The sequence below is a fragment of the Helicobacter rodentium ATCC 700285 genome, from assembly GCF_000687535.1.
GTDB lineage: Bacteria > Campylobacterota > Campylobacteria > Campylobacterales > Helicobacteraceae > Helicobacter_D > Helicobacter_D rodentium.
Window position 1 is genome coordinate 253,548 of sequence record NZ_JHWC01000001.1, and the last position, 16,488, is coordinate 270,035.

The 16,488-nt window shown below is 36.7% G+C and carries 19 protein-coding genes and 1 tRNA gene; 10 read left to right on the forward strand and 10 right to left on the reverse strand.

Annotated elements, in window-relative coordinates:
* Position 1: 1 nt before the first annotated feature.
* Both BS85_RS0101270 and nspC read left to right on the forward strand, forming a co-directional pair.
* Complete coding sequence (locus BS85_RS0101270; RefSeq protein WP_026943201.1) at positions 2-769, forward strand: 3'-5' exonuclease; 768 nt, start codon at positions 2-4, stop codon at positions 767-769.
* Complete coding sequence (gene nspC, locus BS85_RS0101275; RefSeq protein WP_051604623.1) at positions 762-2,006, forward strand: carboxynorspermidine decarboxylase; 1,245 nt, start codon at positions 762-764, stop codon at positions 2,004-2,006. The genes BS85_RS0101270 and nspC overlap by 8 nt, the downstream gene beginning before the upstream one ends.
* A gap of 30 nt (positions 2,007-2,036) precedes the next feature.
* Here nspC and BS85_RS0101280 read toward each other — a convergent pair whose 3' ends face one another.
* From BS85_RS0101280 to BS85_RS0101290, 3 genes are all read right to left on the reverse strand, one after another.
* Positions 2,037-2,324 carry a hypothetical protein gene (locus BS85_RS0101280; protein WP_026943203.1) on the reverse strand — a complete coding sequence of 96 codons (288 nt, stop codon included), beginning with the start codon at positions 2,322-2,324 and terminating at the stop codon, positions 2,037-2,039.
* Positions 2,325-2,333: 9 nt separating this feature from the next.
* Positions 2,334-2,714: a hypothetical protein gene (locus BS85_RS0101285; protein WP_026943204.1), complete on the reverse strand. Its 381-nt coding sequence runs from the start codon at positions 2,712-2,714 to the stop codon at positions 2,334-2,336.
* 124 nt (positions 2,715-2,838) lie between these two features.
* Entirely contained in the window at positions 2,839-3,390 is a 552-nt protein-coding gene (locus BS85_RS0101290; protein ID WP_026943205.1) for a membrane protein, read from the reverse strand.
* 124 nt (positions 3,391-3,514) lie between these two features.
* Between BS85_RS0101290 and BS85_RS0101295 the strand changes: the two genes are divergently transcribed.
* From BS85_RS0101295 to BS85_RS0101310, 4 genes are all read left to right on the forward strand, one after another.
* Entirely contained in the window at positions 3,515-5,362 is a 1,848-nt protein-coding gene (locus tag BS85_RS0101295; protein WP_026943206.1) for an extracellular solute-binding protein, read from the forward strand.
* 66 nt (positions 5,363-5,428) lie between these two features.
* Entirely contained in the window at positions 5,429-6,409 is a 981-nt protein-coding gene (locus BS85_RS0101300) for an ABC transporter permease subunit (protein WP_051604629.1), read from the forward strand.
* A gap of 1 nt (position 6,410) precedes the next feature.
* Positions 6,411-7,454, forward strand: coding sequence for an ABC transporter permease (locus tag BS85_RS10010; RefSeq protein WP_034550887.1), 1,044 nt, complete (start codon positions 6,411-6,413; stop codon positions 7,452-7,454).
* Positions 7,454-9,022, forward strand: coding sequence for a dipeptide ABC transporter ATP-binding protein (locus BS85_RS0101310; protein WP_026943208.1), 1,569 nt, complete (start codon positions 7,454-7,456; stop codon positions 9,020-9,022). The genes BS85_RS10010 and BS85_RS0101310 overlap by 1 nt, the downstream gene beginning before the upstream one ends.
* Before the next feature lie 18 nt (positions 9,023-9,040).
* Here the strand turns inward: BS85_RS0101310 and BS85_RS12000 are convergent, their stop codons facing one another.
* Positions 9,041-9,169, reverse strand: coding sequence for a hypothetical protein (locus BS85_RS12000; RefSeq protein WP_273211915.1), 129 nt, complete (start codon positions 9,167-9,169; stop codon positions 9,041-9,043).
* Here BS85_RS12000 and BS85_RS0101320 point away from each other — a divergent pair.
* Positions 9,163-9,459 carry a hypothetical protein gene (locus BS85_RS0101320; protein ID WP_156938001.1) on the forward strand — a complete coding sequence of 99 codons (297 nt, stop codon included), beginning with the start codon at positions 9,163-9,165 and terminating at the stop codon, positions 9,457-9,459. The two genes, BS85_RS12000 and BS85_RS0101320, sit on opposite strands and share 7 nt — an antisense overlap.
* A 68-nt stretch (positions 9,460-9,527) precedes the next feature.
* Here BS85_RS0101320 and feoB read toward each other — a convergent pair whose 3' ends face one another.
* From feoB to BS85_RS0101350, 6 genes are all read right to left on the reverse strand, one after another.
* Complete coding sequence (feoB, locus tag BS85_RS0101325; RefSeq protein ID WP_026943210.1) at positions 9,528-11,657, reverse strand: ferrous iron transport protein B; 2,130 nt, start codon at positions 11,655-11,657, stop codon at positions 9,528-9,530.
* Entirely contained in the window at positions 11,658-11,888 is a 231-nt protein-coding gene (locus tag BS85_RS0101330; protein ID WP_026943211.1) for a FeoA family protein, read from the reverse strand.
* A 175-nt stretch (positions 11,889-12,063) separates the two neighbouring features.
* Entirely contained in the window at positions 12,064-12,618 is a 555-nt protein-coding gene (locus BS85_RS0101335; RefSeq protein ID WP_245596253.1) for a YqiA/YcfP family alpha/beta fold hydrolase, read from the reverse strand.
* Complete coding sequence (gene tpx / locus BS85_RS0101340; RefSeq protein ID WP_026943213.1) at positions 12,618-13,112, reverse strand: thiol peroxidase; 495 nt, start codon at positions 13,110-13,112, stop codon at positions 12,618-12,620. The genes BS85_RS0101335 and tpx overlap by 1 nt, the downstream gene beginning before the upstream one ends.
* A 63-nt stretch (positions 13,113-13,175) precedes the next feature.
* Positions 13,176-14,192, reverse strand: a complete 1,017-nt coding sequence (gene tsaD / locus BS85_RS0101345) for a tRNA (adenosine(37)-N6)-threonylcarbamoyltransferase complex transferase subunit TsaD (RefSeq protein ID WP_026943214.1) — start codon at positions 14,190-14,192, stop codon at positions 13,176-13,178.
* A 25-nt stretch (positions 14,193-14,217) separates the two neighbouring features.
* Positions 14,218-14,847 (reverse strand): hypothetical protein, encoded by a 630-nt coding sequence (locus BS85_RS0101350; protein ID WP_034550889.1) that lies wholly within the window; start codon positions 14,845-14,847, stop codon positions 14,218-14,220.
* Positions 14,848-14,911: 64 nt separating this feature from the next.
* Between BS85_RS0101350 and BS85_RS0101355 the strand changes: the two genes are divergently transcribed.
* The 3 genes from BS85_RS0101355 (at position 14,912) to BS85_RS11200 (ending at position 16,461) form a co-directional block, all read left to right on the forward strand.
* Positions 14,912-15,970: an agmatine deiminase family protein gene (locus BS85_RS0101355; protein WP_026943216.1), complete on the forward strand. Its 1,059-nt coding sequence runs from the start codon at positions 14,912-14,914 to the stop codon at positions 15,968-15,970.
* Between the two features lie 38 nt (positions 15,971-16,008).
* Positions 16,009-16,093, forward strand: a tRNA-Leu gene (locus BS85_RS0101360).
* Positions 16,094-16,116: 23 nt separating this feature from the next.
* Entirely contained in the window at positions 16,117-16,461 is a 345-nt protein-coding gene (locus BS85_RS11200) for a hypothetical protein (RefSeq protein WP_156938002.1), read from the forward strand.
* Positions 16,462-16,488 lie beyond the last annotated feature (27 nt).

Genomic DNA, 16,488 nt, shown 5'->3' on the forward strand with positions numbered 1-16,488 from the left:
AATGCCAAAAACTTATGACAAAATCATTTCAAAACTAGAAAAACGTCCTTTAAGTGAAAATGAATTCTTGTCTTTGCTTTCTGAAATAGCAGGTTTATTTGGGCAAAGCGCAAGTGAGCTTGAACTCATCAAAGGCAGTGGAATCCCACTAGAATTTGCTCACAACAAGGTTTATTATCGCCCAAATTTAACACCCATAAACTTAGAATCTTTCTGTATTGTAGATATAGAAACAAATGGACACAATCCTTTTATTCATCACCCTATTGAAATTGGTGCAATCAAGTTTAGTAATGGAAAAATCACGGATACTTTTGAATCTCTCGTCTTTTGTGAAGAAATCCCAGAATACATCACCAAAATCACAGGCATTGATGCTTCAATGCTCACAAATGCACCCAAAATCTCTAAAGTTTTGGAATCTTTTAAATTATTCTTGGGAGATTCAATCTTTGTTGCTCATAATGTAGAATTTGATTACAATTTTTTAAGCCATTCTCTCCACCATTGTGGATTCGGCTATCTTTATAACACAAAACTCTGCACAATACAACTCGCAAAAAAAACCCTCCAATCCCCTCGTTATTCGTTAGGGTTTTTAAATGAATTTCTAGGGATTCACCATCAAAATCTTCATCGTGCTTTGCAAGATTCCAAAACAGCCTTGGAAGTTTTTAAAATTTGCCTACAAAATCTACCTAAAAATCTCTATACAAGCAAGGATTTGCTAGAATTTATCAAAAGCAAAAAGGAGCAACGCAATGTCTAACCAAAACACAAAATCCCTAATCCATCATTACCCTAAAAATTTTGCTTCTTTACCAAGCCCTTGCTATGTATTAGAGGAAAGCAAATTTAAACAAAACTTGCAATTATTGCAATCTGTGGAACAGCGCAGTGGTGCAAAAATATTATTAGCACTCAAAGGTTACGCACTATGGAGAAGTTTTAATATTGCTAAAACCTACCTAAGTGGCATTACTGCAAGTGGAATCTATGAAGCGCGTTTAGGCTATGAAGAGTTTGGTAAAGAAATCACTACCTTTAGCCCGTCCTATAAACAAGAGGAAATGCAAGAGCTTGTGCAAATTTCCAACCATATTATCTTTAATTCTTTCACACAATGGCAAACTTTCAAGGAAATGATAGAATCTCAAAACCAACTTAGAGAGCGTAAAGGACAATCAAAAATTGAGGTTGGATTGCGCGTAAATCCAAAGTATAGCGAAGTTACTCCAGAAATCTATAATCCTTGCGTTCAGGGTTCAAGACTTGGTATCACACCAGAGGAATTTAAAAAGGGGGTAAAAAAATTCGGATTGGAGGGCATTAGCGGTTTACATTTTCATACACATTGCGAACAAAATAGTGATGCACTCAAAAGAACATTAAAGCATTTTGTTGCGCACTTTGGGGAATATATCCCGCAAATGCGTTGGATTAATTTTGGTGGCGGACATCACATCACACGAAAAGACTACAATGTGGAATTACTCATTAAAATAATCCGAAACTTTAAATCCAAATTTAAAACAGAGGTTTATTTAGAACCCGGTGAGGCAATCGGTTGGCAATGTGGATTCCTCGTTGGTAGCGTGATAGACATTGTCCGAAATGGTATGGATATCGCTATTTTAGATGTAAGTGCCACTGCACATATGCCAGATTGTCTTGAAATGCCCTATCGTCCAATGGTGCGCAACAGCTTTAAAGCAAAAATTATTAAAAAGCATAGTAAGCTCCAATTAAAGGGTGAAAAACCTTATGCCTATCGCTTTGGAGGTCCAACTTGTCTAGCAGGCGATATAATTGGGGATTATAGCTTTAAAGAACCGCTTCAAATTGGGGATAAAATAATTTTTGAAGATATGGTGCATTACACGATTGTCAAAAACAATACTTTCAATGGGATTCCTCTGCCTTGTATTGGTATGTTGCACGAAAATGGAGAATTTGAATTATTTAAAGAGTTTTCCTATGAAGATTACAAACACCGCAATAGCTAAGATTCTACTTGAATGTAGAATCTTAAAAAATTAAATTGAACCTGCAAAAAGCCGTTTTGGATTTTTAACAAGCAAAAGCACAAACCAAGCAATCAAACCAGCAAGAACAACGATTCCACCAAGAATTGCGTCCTCTCCGCTAATATCCAAAAATGGCTCCCCCGCACTAAGAGCAAAAACACAATCCACAATCCACATTAAACCAGCCCCCCAATACATAAGACTCAAAGTGCCTAATTGTAGATTCTTTTGAGGATTGCTAACAAACCAACAAATACTTGAAATCACTGCCGCAAACAAAGTGATGAGCAAACACATTTTTGCGCCTTATGCCATTTGTGTTTTTGAAGTCAAATTTGCATACATTTTGTCTGCACAAACTACCATTATAGCCCAAATTGCAACAATCAACGCAACCTGCGCACTACCAATGGTTAAAATCTCATACATCATTGCCTGTGTTTCCTCTGGGGAACTCATTGCGGTTAAGAATGGAGGATAAGCGACAATTTCGCCATGCCATATATGCTCAATACAAAGCAAGAAAACGCCGCCCCAAAGCATATTTACAAGCCAACCTAATTTTCTACTCCAAGAGATTTTATGCAAAGTTTGCACATCATTTTTAGCTTTCTCTTGTCTTGCCACATTTTTTTTAACAACACTTAACACACCGGCAACCACGATAGATTCAACAAAACATGCCATAGCAGCACCTCCTAAATAAAGTTAAAAAATAATAAACTAAAATATCTTAAGATTCCATTATAACTTGGCGTTGCTAAGATGAAAAGTCTATTTCAAGCAGAATCTTAAACACAAAAACCAACTTTTACATTACACTCAAAGCACCCACCGCAATACTAATGACAACCCCAGCTAAAATAGTCGCGTATTGGATTCCGCGATTTTTCTTGCTATTAAAGAGCGTAATCATTAAACCAGAAAGATAAAGCAAAACAAGAGTGATTCCAAACCCAATCGCAAGAACATCAAAATACCATTTTGCCTTTGCCTTGTGAAGCATAATCATATCCCCAATCAAACTACGCTCCAAAGTTGTAATACTCCAAGTAGAATCCGCATTTTGTTTAATGCTTACAGAATAATGCACTCCACCCATTTGCAATGCGCCACTTTTCCTATCCATTTTAGCCTCTAAATTACTTGGAACTTTCAAACGATTCTCTTTAAGATAATCTATAAGCACTTGGGATTCTTGCCCTTTTTCTATCTCTTTTACTAGAGTGTAAGTTTGCTTTGTTGCTCCGCTATCCTGATTAAAACCGCTAATATATAAAATCCCTGTAATTGCATACATTAATGCGATAGGTAAGAAAAATAAGCTTAAATAGATGTGAATGTTGCGAAATTGTTTTGTCATTAAAGACTCCTTTTTGAAAATTTATGGAAGTTTAATAGGAAAATGTGAAGAAAATGTGAAGAATTATTAACTTTAATTTGCTAGAATATTTGATTTAATTTAGAATGATTATTGAAGGAAATTTATGCGTATTCTCTTGGTTGGCTTGTTATTTGTTTCTTCTCTTTTAGCCCAAACTTATAGCGATTCTGCCTTTAGTGCCAATGGAGAAGTAAAATACAAAAACTTTACTTCTTTTGATTATGTGAATCCTAATGCCCCCAAAGGAGGACATATCAAACAATATGCGCTAGGGAGCTATGATAGCTTTTATGATTTTTTGCTTAAAGGCACAAGTGCTAAGGGGCTTTCATTGCTTTATGATACTCTAATGGTGCGTTCTTTTGATGAACCAAGCAGTCAATACGGACTTGTTGCCAAACAAGTACAGAGGGCAAAGGATAATACTTTTGTAATTTTTCATTTGAATGAAAATGCACATTTTAACGATGGAAAAGAAATCACCGCTTTTGATGTAGAGTTTAGTTTCAATACGATTGCAAGGGGTGAGAATCCCTCAATGGTGCGATATTATGCAGACATTAAGGAAGTGATTGTTGTAGATAAATACACCGTCCGCTTTAATTTCAAAGATAATAAAAATCGCGAATTAGCCTTGATTTTGGGAGATTTGCCAATTTTGCCCAAACATTATTATGAAAAGATAAATCTAAACGATAACCCCTTAAAGATTCCACTAGGTAGCGGTCCTTATGTCATAGAATCCTTTGAAGCAGGACGCAGCATAACTTACAAACGTGTGGAAAATTATTGGGCTAAGAATCACCCAACGCGTGTGGGATATTTTAATTTTAATAAAATCACAATCGATTATTATAAAGACGATGCGGTGGCATTGGAGGCTTTTAAATCCGGGAGATACGACTATCGTGAGGAGTCTAGTGCGAAAAATTGGGCAGTAGGGTATCAGGGCATTGCATTGAAAAATCAAGATATTCAAAAGCTTGAATTATTCCATTCTCTGCCAAGCGGTATGCAAGGGTTTGTGTTTAATCTACGCAAAGATTTATTTAAGGATAGACGTGTGCGTGAAGCCATAGGACTTGCATTTGATTTTGAATGGAGCAACAAAAATCTTTTCTTTAATCAATATAGCCGCACAAAAAGCTTTTTTGATAATTCCGAGTTTGCAAGTGTTGGGATTCCACTAGGATCGGAGTTGGAACTCTTAGAACCCTACCGCACAAAACTTCCACAAGAGTTATTTACTCAAAACTTTTCACTTCCAAAAAGCAAGGGAGATGGAAACAATCGCGAAAACCTTAAAAAAGCGCAAACCCTATTAAAAGAAGCGGGTTTTACTATTAAAAATGGCAAACTTTATACGCCAAAAAAACAAATCAGCGGACAAGATTCCACACAAAACATTCAAGAGAAGCCTTTTGTCTTTGAGCTATTGCTAACAAGCCCTGCAATGGAACGCGTTGCGATTCCATTTCAAAAGAACTTGCAAACCTTGGGAATCACGATGAAAATTCGTATTGTTGATATTAGTCAATATATCAATCAACTGCGTCAATTTGACTATGATATGATTGTAAGTGTATTTCCGCAAAGTCTCTCACCGGGTAATGAACAAGCTTTTTTTTGGGGTTCTAATGCAGCAGACGCACAAGGAAGTTATAATTATATCGGCATTAAAGATGAGGTTGTAGATGCACTCATTCATAAAATCATTCAGGCAAAAGACTATCAAGAGCTTCTTGTAAGCACACGCGCACTTGATAGAGTATTGTTATGGGGATATTATGTGATTCCGCATTTCCACACCAAAGTCTTTAGAGTTGCTTTTTGGGATTTTTTAGAACACCCCTCCATTACCCCTATCTATAATATCGGCTTTGAAACTTGGTGGGCTAATCCAAAAAAATTAGAAAAAATACAATCCAAATATCCAAATTTTCGGCGTTAGAGAGAAAAATTGAGACGATATATTTTTAAAAGGCTTTTGTTGATTGTCCCTACCCTGCTTGGCATTATGACATTAAACTTTTTTATCATTCAAGCCGCACCCGGTGGTCCGGTAGAACAAATGATTGCGCGTTTAGAGGGAATAGGCACACAAGGAGAAGTGAGCAGTAATAGTATTTATAAAAATCAAGGCTTAGATGAAGCAATGCTTGCTAGAATCAATGCACTTTATGGTTTTGATAAGCCTATTTTGGAACGATATGTTTTAATGCTCAAAAACTATTTAACTTTCAATTTTGGGGAGAGTTTTTACAAGAATACAAAGGTGGTGGATTTGTTGATTGAAAAGCTCCCCGTCTCCATTAGTTTGGGGCTTTGGAGCACACTTTTAATTTATTTAATTTCTATTCCACTTGGAATCCAAAAGGCTTTGCGTGAGGGAAGCACTTTTGATAGTATCACAAGCACAATGATTATTATTGGCAATGCGATTCCAACTTTCTTGTTTGCACTTATCCTAATCATTCTTTTTGCCGGTGGGACATATTTTAATCTTTTCCCCTTGCGCGGAATCGTAGGCGATGATTTTGAATCTCTAAGCTTGTTTGGAAAAATCAAGGATTATTTTTGGCATATTACCCTACCCGTTCTTTCGCTTAGTATTGGCGGATTTGCAACCTTAACCCTGCTTTCTAAAAATTCTTTTTTGGAGGAAATCCACAAGCAATATGTTAAACTTGCCTTTGCCAAAGGCTTAAACGCATCACAAGTGCTTTATCGCCATATATTCCGCAACGCAATGCTACTTATCATTGCTTCTATTCCATCGGCACTGCTTGGAATGCTACTTAGTGGCTCACTGCTTATTGAGATTATTTTTTCTCTTGATGGTTTGGGGCTTTTGGGCTATGAATCCATTATCACGCGAGATTATCCTGTGATTTTTGGTTCTTTATATATTTTTACGCTTCTTGGTTTAGTGATTACTCTTCTTAGTGATTTGCTCTACACGCTCGTAGATCCAAGAATTAATTTTCAGCAGGTTTAAGATGAGCAAAAGCAATCTTTTCAATCACAGACGATTCTTGGCATTTAAACAAAACAAACGCGCATATTTTTCGCTTTGGATTTTTGCGATTCTCTTTAGCTTTTGTATAAGTGCAGAATTTATTGCAAATGATAAACCTCTTTTTGTTCGGTATGCAGGAGAAAATTACTTTCCTTTGCTTAAAGATTATCCAGAAACAACTTTTGGTGGAGACTTTGAAAGTATTGCAAACTACAATGACCCTTATTTGCAAGATAAAATTCGCGAAAACGGCTTTTTTATTATGCCTTTAATCCCCTATTCTTATGATTCTGTAATTTATGATTTACCCACACCCGCCCCCTCACCTCCAAGCCTTAAAAATCCTCTAGGCACAGATGATTTGGGGCGAGATGTCCTAGCAAGATTACTCTATGGGCTAAAGACTTCTATTCTTTTTGGCTTGATTCTTACCTTTTTTAGCTCCATTATCGGGCTTATTATAGGGGCAATTTGTGGGTATTTTGGAGGAAAAGTGGATTTAATAGGACAGAGACTGATTGAGATTTGGAGTGGTATGCCTATGCTTTTTGTATTAATCATCTTTGCAAGTCTATTAGAACCAAATTTTTTGAGTATTTTATGTGTGATTTTATTATTTTCTTGGATTGCGCTTGTGCCTTTTGTGCGTGCAGAATTTTTGAAAGTGCGGAATCTTGAATATATCAAAGCGGCTAAAATGTTAGGAGTAAGTCATTTTCGCATTATTCTTTATCATATTTTACCCAATGCGTTAGTGGCAACTATTACCTATTTACCCTTTATTCTCTGTGGTAGTATCACAACTTTAGCATCTTTAGATTTTTTAGGACTTGGATTACCACCACCTAGCGCAAGTTTAGGCGAGATTCTCTCTCAAGGTAAAAACAACCTAAACGCTCCTTGGCTTGGACTTAGCGGATTCTTTACCTTGAGTGTGCTTTTATGTTTGCTTGTCTTCATTGGCGAGGGTTTGCGGGATTGTCTGCGGAGTGAAAGCATTGCCATCAAAGGAGGAAAAGCCTAATGAGCCTTTTGCAAATAAAATCCCTCCAAGTCTCTTTGCAAGGATTCTGCTTACAAAATATTGATTTTAGTTTAGGGCAAGGAGAGATTTTAGGTATTGTTGGGGAATCCGGAAGTGGCAAAACCCTCCTTAGCCATTTGATTTTGCAACTCATTAAGGATTATCAAATCCAAAGCGGGGAGATTCTATTTCTTGGGCAAAATTTATTAACTCTTAAAGAATCTCAAATGCAAAACCTGCGCGGTAAAGAAATTAGCTATATCTTTCAAGAACCTCTAAGCGCACTCAATCCTTTGCAAAAGATAAAAAAACAACTAAGCGAAGCAATCAGGATTCATAATCCAAACCTTACAAAACAAGCCTTAAAGGAAAAAATTTTAGACTTATTAACAAATGTTAATCTAAGCCAAAATATCTTGGAATCTTATCCTTATGAGCTTAGCGGAGGGCAAAGGCAACGAGTGTGTATTGCGATTGCCCTTGCAAATTCTCCCAAAATCCTTATTGCCGATGAACCAACAACTGCACTAGATTCCACAACACAGGCACAAATCCTCGCACTTTTAACCAATTTGCAAAAAAAGTTTAATCTTAGCATTCTATTTATCAGCCATAATCTAGCAGTGGTGGCAAAACTCTGCTCTAAACTTATCGTGTTACAAAACGGAAAGATTGTAGAAAAAGGCACAACAAAGGAAATATTCCACAATCCCCAAAACCCCTACACACAAATGCTCATTCAGTCACTAGGATTCCAATACAATCAAGAATCCTATACGCAAAATATCCTTTTAAGAGCCAAAAATCTAGGCGTCCAATATCCAATAAGAAAGAGTTTTTTTGGTAAAACCTTAGAATATTTTACGGCTCTGTATCCTCTTGATTTTATTTTAAGAGAGGGTGAGAGCTTAGGAATCATTGGAGAATCTGGAAGTGGCAAAACTAGCCTTGCCAATGCACTTTGTCGCCTACTTGAACCTAATGTGATACAAGGGGAAATGCAACTTTTAGGAAGAGATTTCTTTGCTCTAAAAGGCAATGAATTGCGTCAATTTAGAAGAGAGATTCAAATCATATTCCAAGACCCTTTTAGTTCATTAAACCCCAAAATGAATATTTTTCAAATCCTACAAGAGGGAATCAAAGCCCATTTTCATTTCAAACCTACAATCATTAGAGAAAAAATTGTCCAAAGTCTTATAGATGTAGGCTTAGATGAAAGCTATTTAGAACGCTATCCTAATGAGCTTAGCGGAGGGCAAAGACAGAGAATCAGCATCGCTAGGAGTTTGATTCTGCGTCCAAAAATATTAATTTTAGATGAACCAACTAGTGCATTAGACCGCGCAACACAAAATCAAATTCTAACTTTACTGCTAAACCTTAGCCGACAATATCACTTAAGCTATCTCTGCATTAGCCACGATTTGAGTGTAATTGCAAGTTTATGCCAAAATGTATTAGTTCTAAAAGAAGGAAAAATGCTTGAATATGGCGAAACAAAAGAGGTTTTCAAATCCCCTAAACACCCTTATGTAAAGACTTTGCTTGAAGCAAGTGAGCTGTAATTCACATAACAATCCACTCTAACTTTCATTGAATCTTATCATCATCGCTAGAGATTCTTTAAAATCCCATAGCGCACAATCCACAAGGATTTTACCCATACTTGCAAATCTATAATCTTGCATTGCTTTAGGTTTTTGTTTTGTCATTGCGAGAATGCGTAGCATTCGTGGCAATCTATAATCGTGCGTATCCAAGATTTTACAATGGAATCCCTAAAGCAGTTCTGTATTATGGATTGCTTCACTGCGTTCGCAATGACGAGGTGGCTGACTTTCTGTCATTGCAAGAATGCGTAGCATTCGGGACAATCTATAATGTAGAATCTATTTGTAAGGATTCCATTGTTGAATCTAATTTTTTGCTTGATTATGGATTGCTTCGTCATTTCATTCCTCGCAATGACGCAGTGATAGCATCTTGGTTTGCAAGATTATAGATTGCTTCACTAGAATTTGCAAGGACGCGGTGGTGTTTTAGAATGCAAAACTTAGACTACTTACGATTCTATGAATGCAGAATCACACCTGCAATCATAGAACCAAACAAAGCAACAATATAAGCACTCACGCTTGTTAAGAGAAACAAAAAAACAATATATTTTAATCCTCCTGCCTCTTTGCCAAATACCATTGTTGCAGCCAAGCAAGGATTATAAATCATTATAAAAAGAATAAAAGCAATGGCTGTCTGTAACGGAATAACGCTTTTAATCACTTGCATTAAGTTTTCGCTCCCTTCATCCACTTCACTACCAAGCGAATAAAGCACACCCATAGTAGAAATCACAACCTCTTTAGCTGCCAATCCACTAAGAAGTGAAACGCTCATTTTCCAATCAAAGCCCAATGGAGCAAAAATTGGCTCAATAAGTTTGCCTGTTTGTCCTAAATAGCTATTTTCAATCAAAGATTCCTCCAACGCAAAGGCGAGATTCTCTTTTTGCTTCTCATTGAGAGCTTGCTCTATTTTTGTCTCATAGGATTCCTTTGTATCCTCTTGTGCGGGATAAGAACTTGCAAACCATACCAAAATAGAAGCTGCTAAGATAAAGGTTCCTGCTTTTTTCAGATACATTTTTGCTTTAGTATAAATCGCAAACCATACTAACCTCCAATTTGGCATACGATATTTTGGCATTTCCATAACAAATGGTTCATCTGGACCCTTAAAAGCAGTTAGGCGCAAAATTTTTGCCATTACAAGCCCAAGCATTGCCCCTAAAATATAGATTCCAAAAAGCCAATTTCCTGCTTGTTGCGCTGGAAAAAATGCACCAACAAACAGCACATACACAGGGAGTCTTGCACCACAACTCATAAAATTAATAATAAAAAGCGTCAATAATCTATCTTTGCGACTTTTCAAAGTTCTTGTTGCCATAAAAGCCGGAACAGAACAACCAAAACCTGTAACAAGCGGAATAAAGCTTTTTCCGTGCAAACCAAACTTATGAAAGAACCCATCTAGCAAAAAAGCAACGCGAGACATATAACCTGTTGTCTCCAACAATGCGATTCCAAAAAACAAAATTACGATATTTGGCAAAAACAAAACAACTGCCCCTACACCACCCACAATCCCATCAGCTAACAAAGAAGCGAGAGCTTCACTGCTGACATTGTCTTTAATTAAACCTCCAAACCAATTAAAAAAATCCTCAATCATATCCATAGGCAATGCACCAAGCGTAAAGGTAAGCTGGAATAATGCCCACATAAAAAATAAAAAAATGGGAATCCCTGCATATTTGTTGATAAGAATCTTATCAATACTATGCGTATAGCCTTGCTTCTCTTTTCCCTCATAGCGCACAGTTTCAGTTATCAAACCTTGCACAAACGCATTTAAATCTTCCAAAAAAATCTCTTTATTTGAAGGGGTATCATAAATTGTATAAAGAGTATTTAAAGAGTCTTGCAGCTTTTGAGATAACTCCATCCAAATGGGTTTTTTGTGTAGAATCTGAAAAGTTTTTTCATCTTGCTTAAGTAGCAAAATAGCAATTTGACGCGCATTTAAGTGGAGCAATTCCAAACTCGCATCTTTTTTGCTTTTTATAAACTCCTCTAAATGTAGAATTTCTGCCTCAATCGCATTGCTATAAATGCGTTTATTGGTACTTTGTCCCCTTTCATAAGTCTGAACAATAGTGTCTAATAGAGCTTCTAAATTTTCCTTTGTATGAGCAGAAACTTGCACACTTGGAATCCCTAACAACTCGCTCAAAGCCTTTACATTAATTTTAACACCCTCTTTTCGTGCTTCATCACTCATATTAAGAACTAAAATCATCTTTTTTTGCATTTCAAGCAATTGAGCACTCAAAAGCAAATTACGCTCCAAATTTGTAGAATCTGCAACATTGACAATCAAATCATAATCATCGGATTCCACAAAATGCTTCGTAATTTTTTCTTCCTCTGAATAACCATAAAGCGAGTAAGTTCCGGGTAAATCTATAATTTGCAATAAGTAATCTTTATAAGTAGTGTTTGCTTGAGCTTTCTCCACCGTTACACCCGGAAAATTCCCTACTTTCATAGTAGAATTGCAAAGCGTATTAATCAAAAGACTCTTGCCAACATTAGGCTGACCCACAAGGGCAATTTTAATTATTTTTGTCTGTTTTTCCATTTATCTTTCTAACCTTTCTACTTCAATCGCATTTGCCTCGTCTGCCCTCAAAACAATACAATTTCTATCAAGCTCAACCAAAATTGTAGAACCGCCAAGAGAAGTTTCAATTTTTTTAATTTGCTTTGCTTTAGAGATTCCAAAGCTAAAAAATCTATCACGCAACTGCTCATCTACTTTCAAATGTGTAATTACGCCACATTCTCCATCTTTTAAAGCATTAATGGTCATTTCTGACTCCTCAATTATTTAAGTTTTAGAATTTTAGCTTTTAGAAATTTAAAATAATATTAAAATTGATTATCATTTTATATGATAGCTTTGGTGAGGCACACAATAAATATTTTTTAGCAAAACTAGCTGTCATCTCACTTGGATTTTTATGAAATATTTATATGGATTGCTTTTAGTTTTCCGCCCATTCTAAAATGGTATTTTTTTGAGAGATAAAATTATCAAAATGATGCGAGCCGCCCTCTTCAATGATAAGTTTAGAATCTTTAAATTTTTGTGCGGCGATTCTATAATCTAACACTTGGTCTCCACTTTGCAAAAGCACACAATAAAGCTCTGGAGTGATAGAATCCACAAAATATTTTTTCAAACTTTCTACCAAATTCAAACTCCAAAAAAATGAAGTGTTATTGTAAGAAACATTCACTTGTCCAATCGCGGGTAATAGTGTTTTATAGGCATTTATCACAGGATTAACCAAAACAGCTTTAATCGCATACTTTTCTGCTAAATAAGTCGCATAATAACCACCAAGCGAACTACCAATAAGGCAAAGATTCTGTGCGCCATACTTTTTTATTAATCCTTCTGCACACGCAATCGCTAAATCTGGAACATAAGAGAGGCTTGGAGTAAGAGAGTCGGGTGCAAAGGAAGCAATCTGCTTCCCCTTGTAACACAGCCCAACACTGCGGAATCCGTGTAGATACAACAACACCTTTTGCATTATTTTACTGCGTTTAATGCAGCATCATAGTTGGGTTCTGTTGTGATTTCACTCACGATTTCTTTATGCACAACTTCACCATTAGGATTCACAACAAACACAGCGCGTGTTAATAGTCCTTGCAATGGAGAATCTGCCAAGATAACACCATAGGCATTTCCAAATTCTTTGTTTCTAAAATCGCTCAATGCCACAACATTTTTAATTCCCTCTGTGGAGCAGAATCTACCTTGTGCGAAAGGTAAATCCAAAGAGACCACAAACACTTCTGTGTTTGGCAATGAAGCCGCTTTTTCGTTAAATTTGCGTGTTTGTGTTGCGCAAACACCTGTATCCAATGAAGGCACAACATTAATCACTTGATATTTGCCACTTGCTCCACCGACACTTTTTAAGCTTAAATCACCTGCGACTAAATCCACTTTAGGAGCTTTATCTCCGACTTTAACTTCTTTTCCTGCAAGAGTTACTGCATTTCCTTTAAAAGTTGCCATATTATTTCCTTTATCATTTAAATATAAAACAATGAATTTTAAGCATAAAAACTTAAATTATACTTAAAATGTTGTCATTCTAGGTTTTGTTTGCAGAGTATCCAACGAACTAAATTCTTTGTTATGGTAAGACTCCACCGCTACGCGTCCAATCATCGCCGCATTATCCGAGCAAAACTCCAAAGGAGCTAAAAGAAGTTGCACTCCATAAAAGTTACACATTTCTAAAATACGATTCCGCAAGGCTAGATTTGCACTCGCTCCGCCCACGATTCCAAAATACTTCCATTGCGTAACACTTGTTGCATTCTTTTCAAAAAAGATTTTACATTTTTGCATAATGTGTGTAATGGCACTTTCTTGAAAAGAGGCGCATAAATTTTCCTTAAAAGACTCGCTTAAGATTCCATTCTCTGCCTTTTCGCTCTCAATTTGTAGCCTCACCGCATTTTTAAGCCCTGAAAAGCTAAAGGCAAATTGTTTTTTGTTTTTCAATGGAATCGGAAGTGTGAAAAAATCCCTCAAACCCTTTTTTGCATACGATTCCACAATCGGACCTCCCGGATAACCAAGATTCAGCATTTTTGCTACCTTATCAAAACTCTCTCCAAAGCTATCATCTAGGCTTTGTGCGCAAATGCGAATATCGTGGAATCCCTTTGCCTCAAGCAACATTGTGTGTCCGCCAGAGACTAGCAAAACCCCTAGAGGAAAAATCGCAGCGGATTCCAAAAACAAAGAATACAAATGCCCCTTTAAATGATTCACACCAATCAAAGGCACATTAAGCGCGTATGCAAGGGTTTTTGCCATCATCACGCCCTCTAACAATGTTACATTCAATCCCGGCTCGGTGGTTACCGCAATTGCTTGAACATCTTTTAAATAAGTTTTAGTTTTTTCTAGGATTAAAGGCAGAGTTTCTGCGTGCAGACGACTTGCAAGTTCTGGCACAACACCGCCAAAACAGCTATGATTTTTTTCCTGTGAGACTTTTTGATGAAAGATTAATTGTTTAGAATCTATTTGAGTGAGCGCAATGGAGCTATCATCGCAACTACTCTCAATGCTTAAAATCAACCCACCCAATAGAATCCCTTTTAATTTAAGCGTTTTGTTCTAAAACATTCACGCCTAAACTCGCTAATTTTTTATCTACTTTTTCCAATGCTTTTTCCAATGTTTCTTTACTAATATCCGGCAAATTACCACCCCAAGCCTTTTCTGCTTGATTGTAACCTCTTAGGATTCCCTCTCGTCCTGCTTTTAGCTTCTCTACATCATCGCCCGCTCCTGCTAGGACGAAATCTGCGATTCTATCTGAAGTTTTTGCAACCCCAAAGAATCCGTCCTCTGCAATCAAAGCCTTTGCTTCATCTTGTGATAATTCTTGAATGGGTTTGCCCTCATAGCCAATAGATTTTAAATCCAAGCCATTTAAAATGTCATTCAATTTGAAAGGGTTATCCATCGCGCTTGTATTAAGCCCAAAAAGCCCATTTTGTGAAGAAAAATTCGTCTCACTTGAAATCGTGATATTCATTTGGAATTGCACAACATAACCTGTCATTAGGGATTTTGCATCAACCTTGGACGCAGCTTCTTGGATATTTTTATTTCTATCCTCTGCGGAAGTTTCGCTTTTTTTAAGTGGATTAGAACTCATTGCGCTTTGCAAATCATTTGCATACTCAAAACTACTTTTTGTAGAACTAACAGAAACATTTATTGCCATATTGCCCTCCTTGACAAAAATTTATGTAATAATATCGTCAATTTTTTTAAAAAGAGTATAGAGAATGAAAAAATTTTACGCAGAATGGGAAAAACAAGATGGAATCCTACTTTCTTTTCCGCACGAAAATTCCGATTGGAATCCGTATTTAAAGGAAGTAAGGCAAGTTTATTGCGCGGTTATTGTAGAGATTTTAAAAGTAGAATCTTGCCTTTTAGTTTGCAAAGACAAAAAAGAAACATTAGAGATTCTTGAATCTTATTGCGTGGCGCATAATGTGGATTTTGGGATTTTAGAGCATTTGTATTGCATAGAGATTCCAAGCAACGATACTTGGGCGCGGGATTTTGGTGGAATCACAATCGCTAAAAAAGGCAAAAATTGCGTGTTGGATTATGGATTTAATGGTTGGGGATTAAAATTTGCTTCCAACTTTGATAATCAAATCACACAAAAATTGCACAAATTAGGAATCCTAAAGCGCGTCCAAACCAAAAAGTTAATTTTGGAGGGCGGTAGCATAGAGAGCAATGGCGAGGGGCTAATGCTAACCAACACACAATGCCTAATGGAAGCGAATCGGAATCCCTTTTACACACAAAAACAGCTAGAAAAAATCTTAAAAAAAGATTTGGGGATTCAAAAGGTTCTATGGCTAAATTCAGGCTATTTAAGCGGCGATGACACGGATAGCCATATTGATACTTTGGCGCGTTTTGTGGATAAAGATACAATTGTTTATGTGGGCTGTGCAAACCAAGAGGACGAGCATTACCCTGCACTTTTGAAAATGAAGCAAGAATTACAAGCATTGCGGAATCTTAAGGGTAAGCCTTTTAATCTTGTGGAATTGCCCTTTGTTAGCCCAAAATACTATGATAGTGAGCGGCTTCCTGCAACTTATGCGAATTTCTTGTTTTTAAACGGGGTGATTTTGCTACCCATTTACAACGATTCTAACGACACACTTGCCCTAGAGATTCTACAAAAGGCTTGTCCAAAACACAAAATTATCCCCATAGATTGTTCTATTTTAATAAGGCAACACGGGAGTTTGCACTGCATTAGTATGCAATTCCCTAAAAATACATTAAATTTCAAAGCACTACAAACTCTCAAGTAACTTTAAGCTTCTTAAAGTATAATTTCGCCCTAGCTTTAGCGGAAATGGCGAAATTGGCAGACGCACCAGACTTAGGATCTGGCGCCGCAAGGCGTGGAGGTTCAAGTCCTCTTTTCCGCACCATTTCATCATACAAAGAATTCAAAATGCAACATCAAGAATCCACTTTACAAGAATTACTACAAACTTTAATCAATCAAACCAAAACAACACATCAACTACAAAATCAAATCCTAATGTCTAATTGCATCGCAAATGCTAAAATCCCCAAAAAAGACAAGCAACTTCTCCTACTCTTGCTTCAAGATAGAGATAGAAATTATCTAAGAATCAATCACAACCCACAAGTTTTTGAAAGAATTACACAATATTTGGAATTGCTCCGCCCCGTGAAAGTTGCGCGGGATTCCTTAGTGAGAATCGGTGGCAAAAATGATGGTGGCTATGTAATGAGCAAAATACATTTAAAAATGGGGGGGGGGGGCAAATAGCCCATATTTAAAGAATCCAAAAGCAAT

What these genes read in the sequence shown, in the direction of transcription:
- BS85_RS0101300 (WP_051604629.1), top strand. Translation starts at nt 5,429, where the DNA reads ATGACATTAAACTTTTTTATCATTCAAGCCGCACCCGGTGGTCCGGTA.
- BS85_RS0101350 (WP_034550889.1), bottom strand. Translation starts at nt 14,847, where the DNA reads ATGGCAATAAATGTTTCTGTTAGTTCTACAAAAAGTAGTTTTGAGTAT.
- BS85_RS0101270 (WP_026943201.1), top strand. Translation starts at nt 2, where the DNA reads ATGCCAAAAACTTATGACAAAATCATTTCAAAACTAGAAAAACGTCCT.
- BS85_RS0101335 (WP_245596253.1), bottom strand. Translation starts at nt 12,618, where the DNA reads ATGCAAAAGGTGTTGTTGTATCTACACGGATTCCGCAGTGTTGGGCTG.
- BS85_RS0101285 (WP_026943204.1), bottom strand. Translation starts at nt 2,714, where the DNA reads ATGGCATGTTTTGTTGAATCTATCGTGGTTGCCGGTGTGTTAAGTGTT.
- BS85_RS11200 (WP_156938002.1), top strand. Translation starts at nt 16,117, where the DNA reads ATGCAACATCAAGAATCCACTTTACAAGAATTACTACAAACTTTAATC.
- BS85_RS0101280 (WP_026943203.1), bottom strand. Translation starts at nt 2,324, where the DNA reads ATGTGTTTGCTCATCACTTTGTTTGCGGCAGTGATTTCAAGTATTTGT.
- nspC (WP_051604623.1), top strand. Translation starts at nt 762, where the DNA reads ATGTCTAACCAAAACACAAAATCCCTAATCCATCATTACCCTAAAAAT.
- BS85_RS0101295 (WP_026943206.1), top strand. Translation starts at nt 3,515, where the DNA reads ATGCGTATTCTCTTGGTTGGCTTGTTATTTGTTTCTTCTCTTTTAGCC.
- BS85_RS0101290 (WP_026943205.1), bottom strand. Translation starts at nt 3,390, where the DNA reads ATGACAAAACAATTTCGCAACATTCACATCTATTTAAGCTTATTTTTC.
- feoB (WP_026943210.1), bottom strand. Translation starts at nt 11,657, where the DNA reads ATGGAAAAACAGACAAAAATAATTAAAATTGCCCTTGTGGGTCAGCCT.
- BS85_RS12000 (WP_273211915.1), bottom strand. Translation starts at nt 9,169, where the DNA reads ATGACAAAACAAAAACCTAAAGCAATGCAAGATTATAGATTTGCAAGT.
- tpx (WP_026943213.1), bottom strand. Translation starts at nt 13,112, where the DNA reads ATGGCAACTTTTAAAGGAAATGCAGTAACTCTTGCAGGAAAAGAAGTT.
- BS85_RS0101355 (WP_026943216.1), top strand. Translation starts at nt 14,912, where the DNA reads ATGAAAAAATTTTACGCAGAATGGGAAAAACAAGATGGAATCCTACTT.
- BS85_RS10010 (WP_034550887.1), top strand. Translation starts at nt 6,411, where the DNA reads ATGAGCAAAAGCAATCTTTTCAATCACAGACGATTCTTGGCATTTAAA.
- BS85_RS0101330 (WP_026943211.1), bottom strand. Translation starts at nt 11,888, where the DNA reads ATGACCATTAATGCTTTAAAAGATGGAGAATGTGGCGTAATTACACAT.
- BS85_RS0101310 (WP_026943208.1), top strand. Translation starts at nt 7,454, where the DNA reads ATGAGCCTTTTGCAAATAAAATCCCTCCAAGTCTCTTTGCAAGGATTC.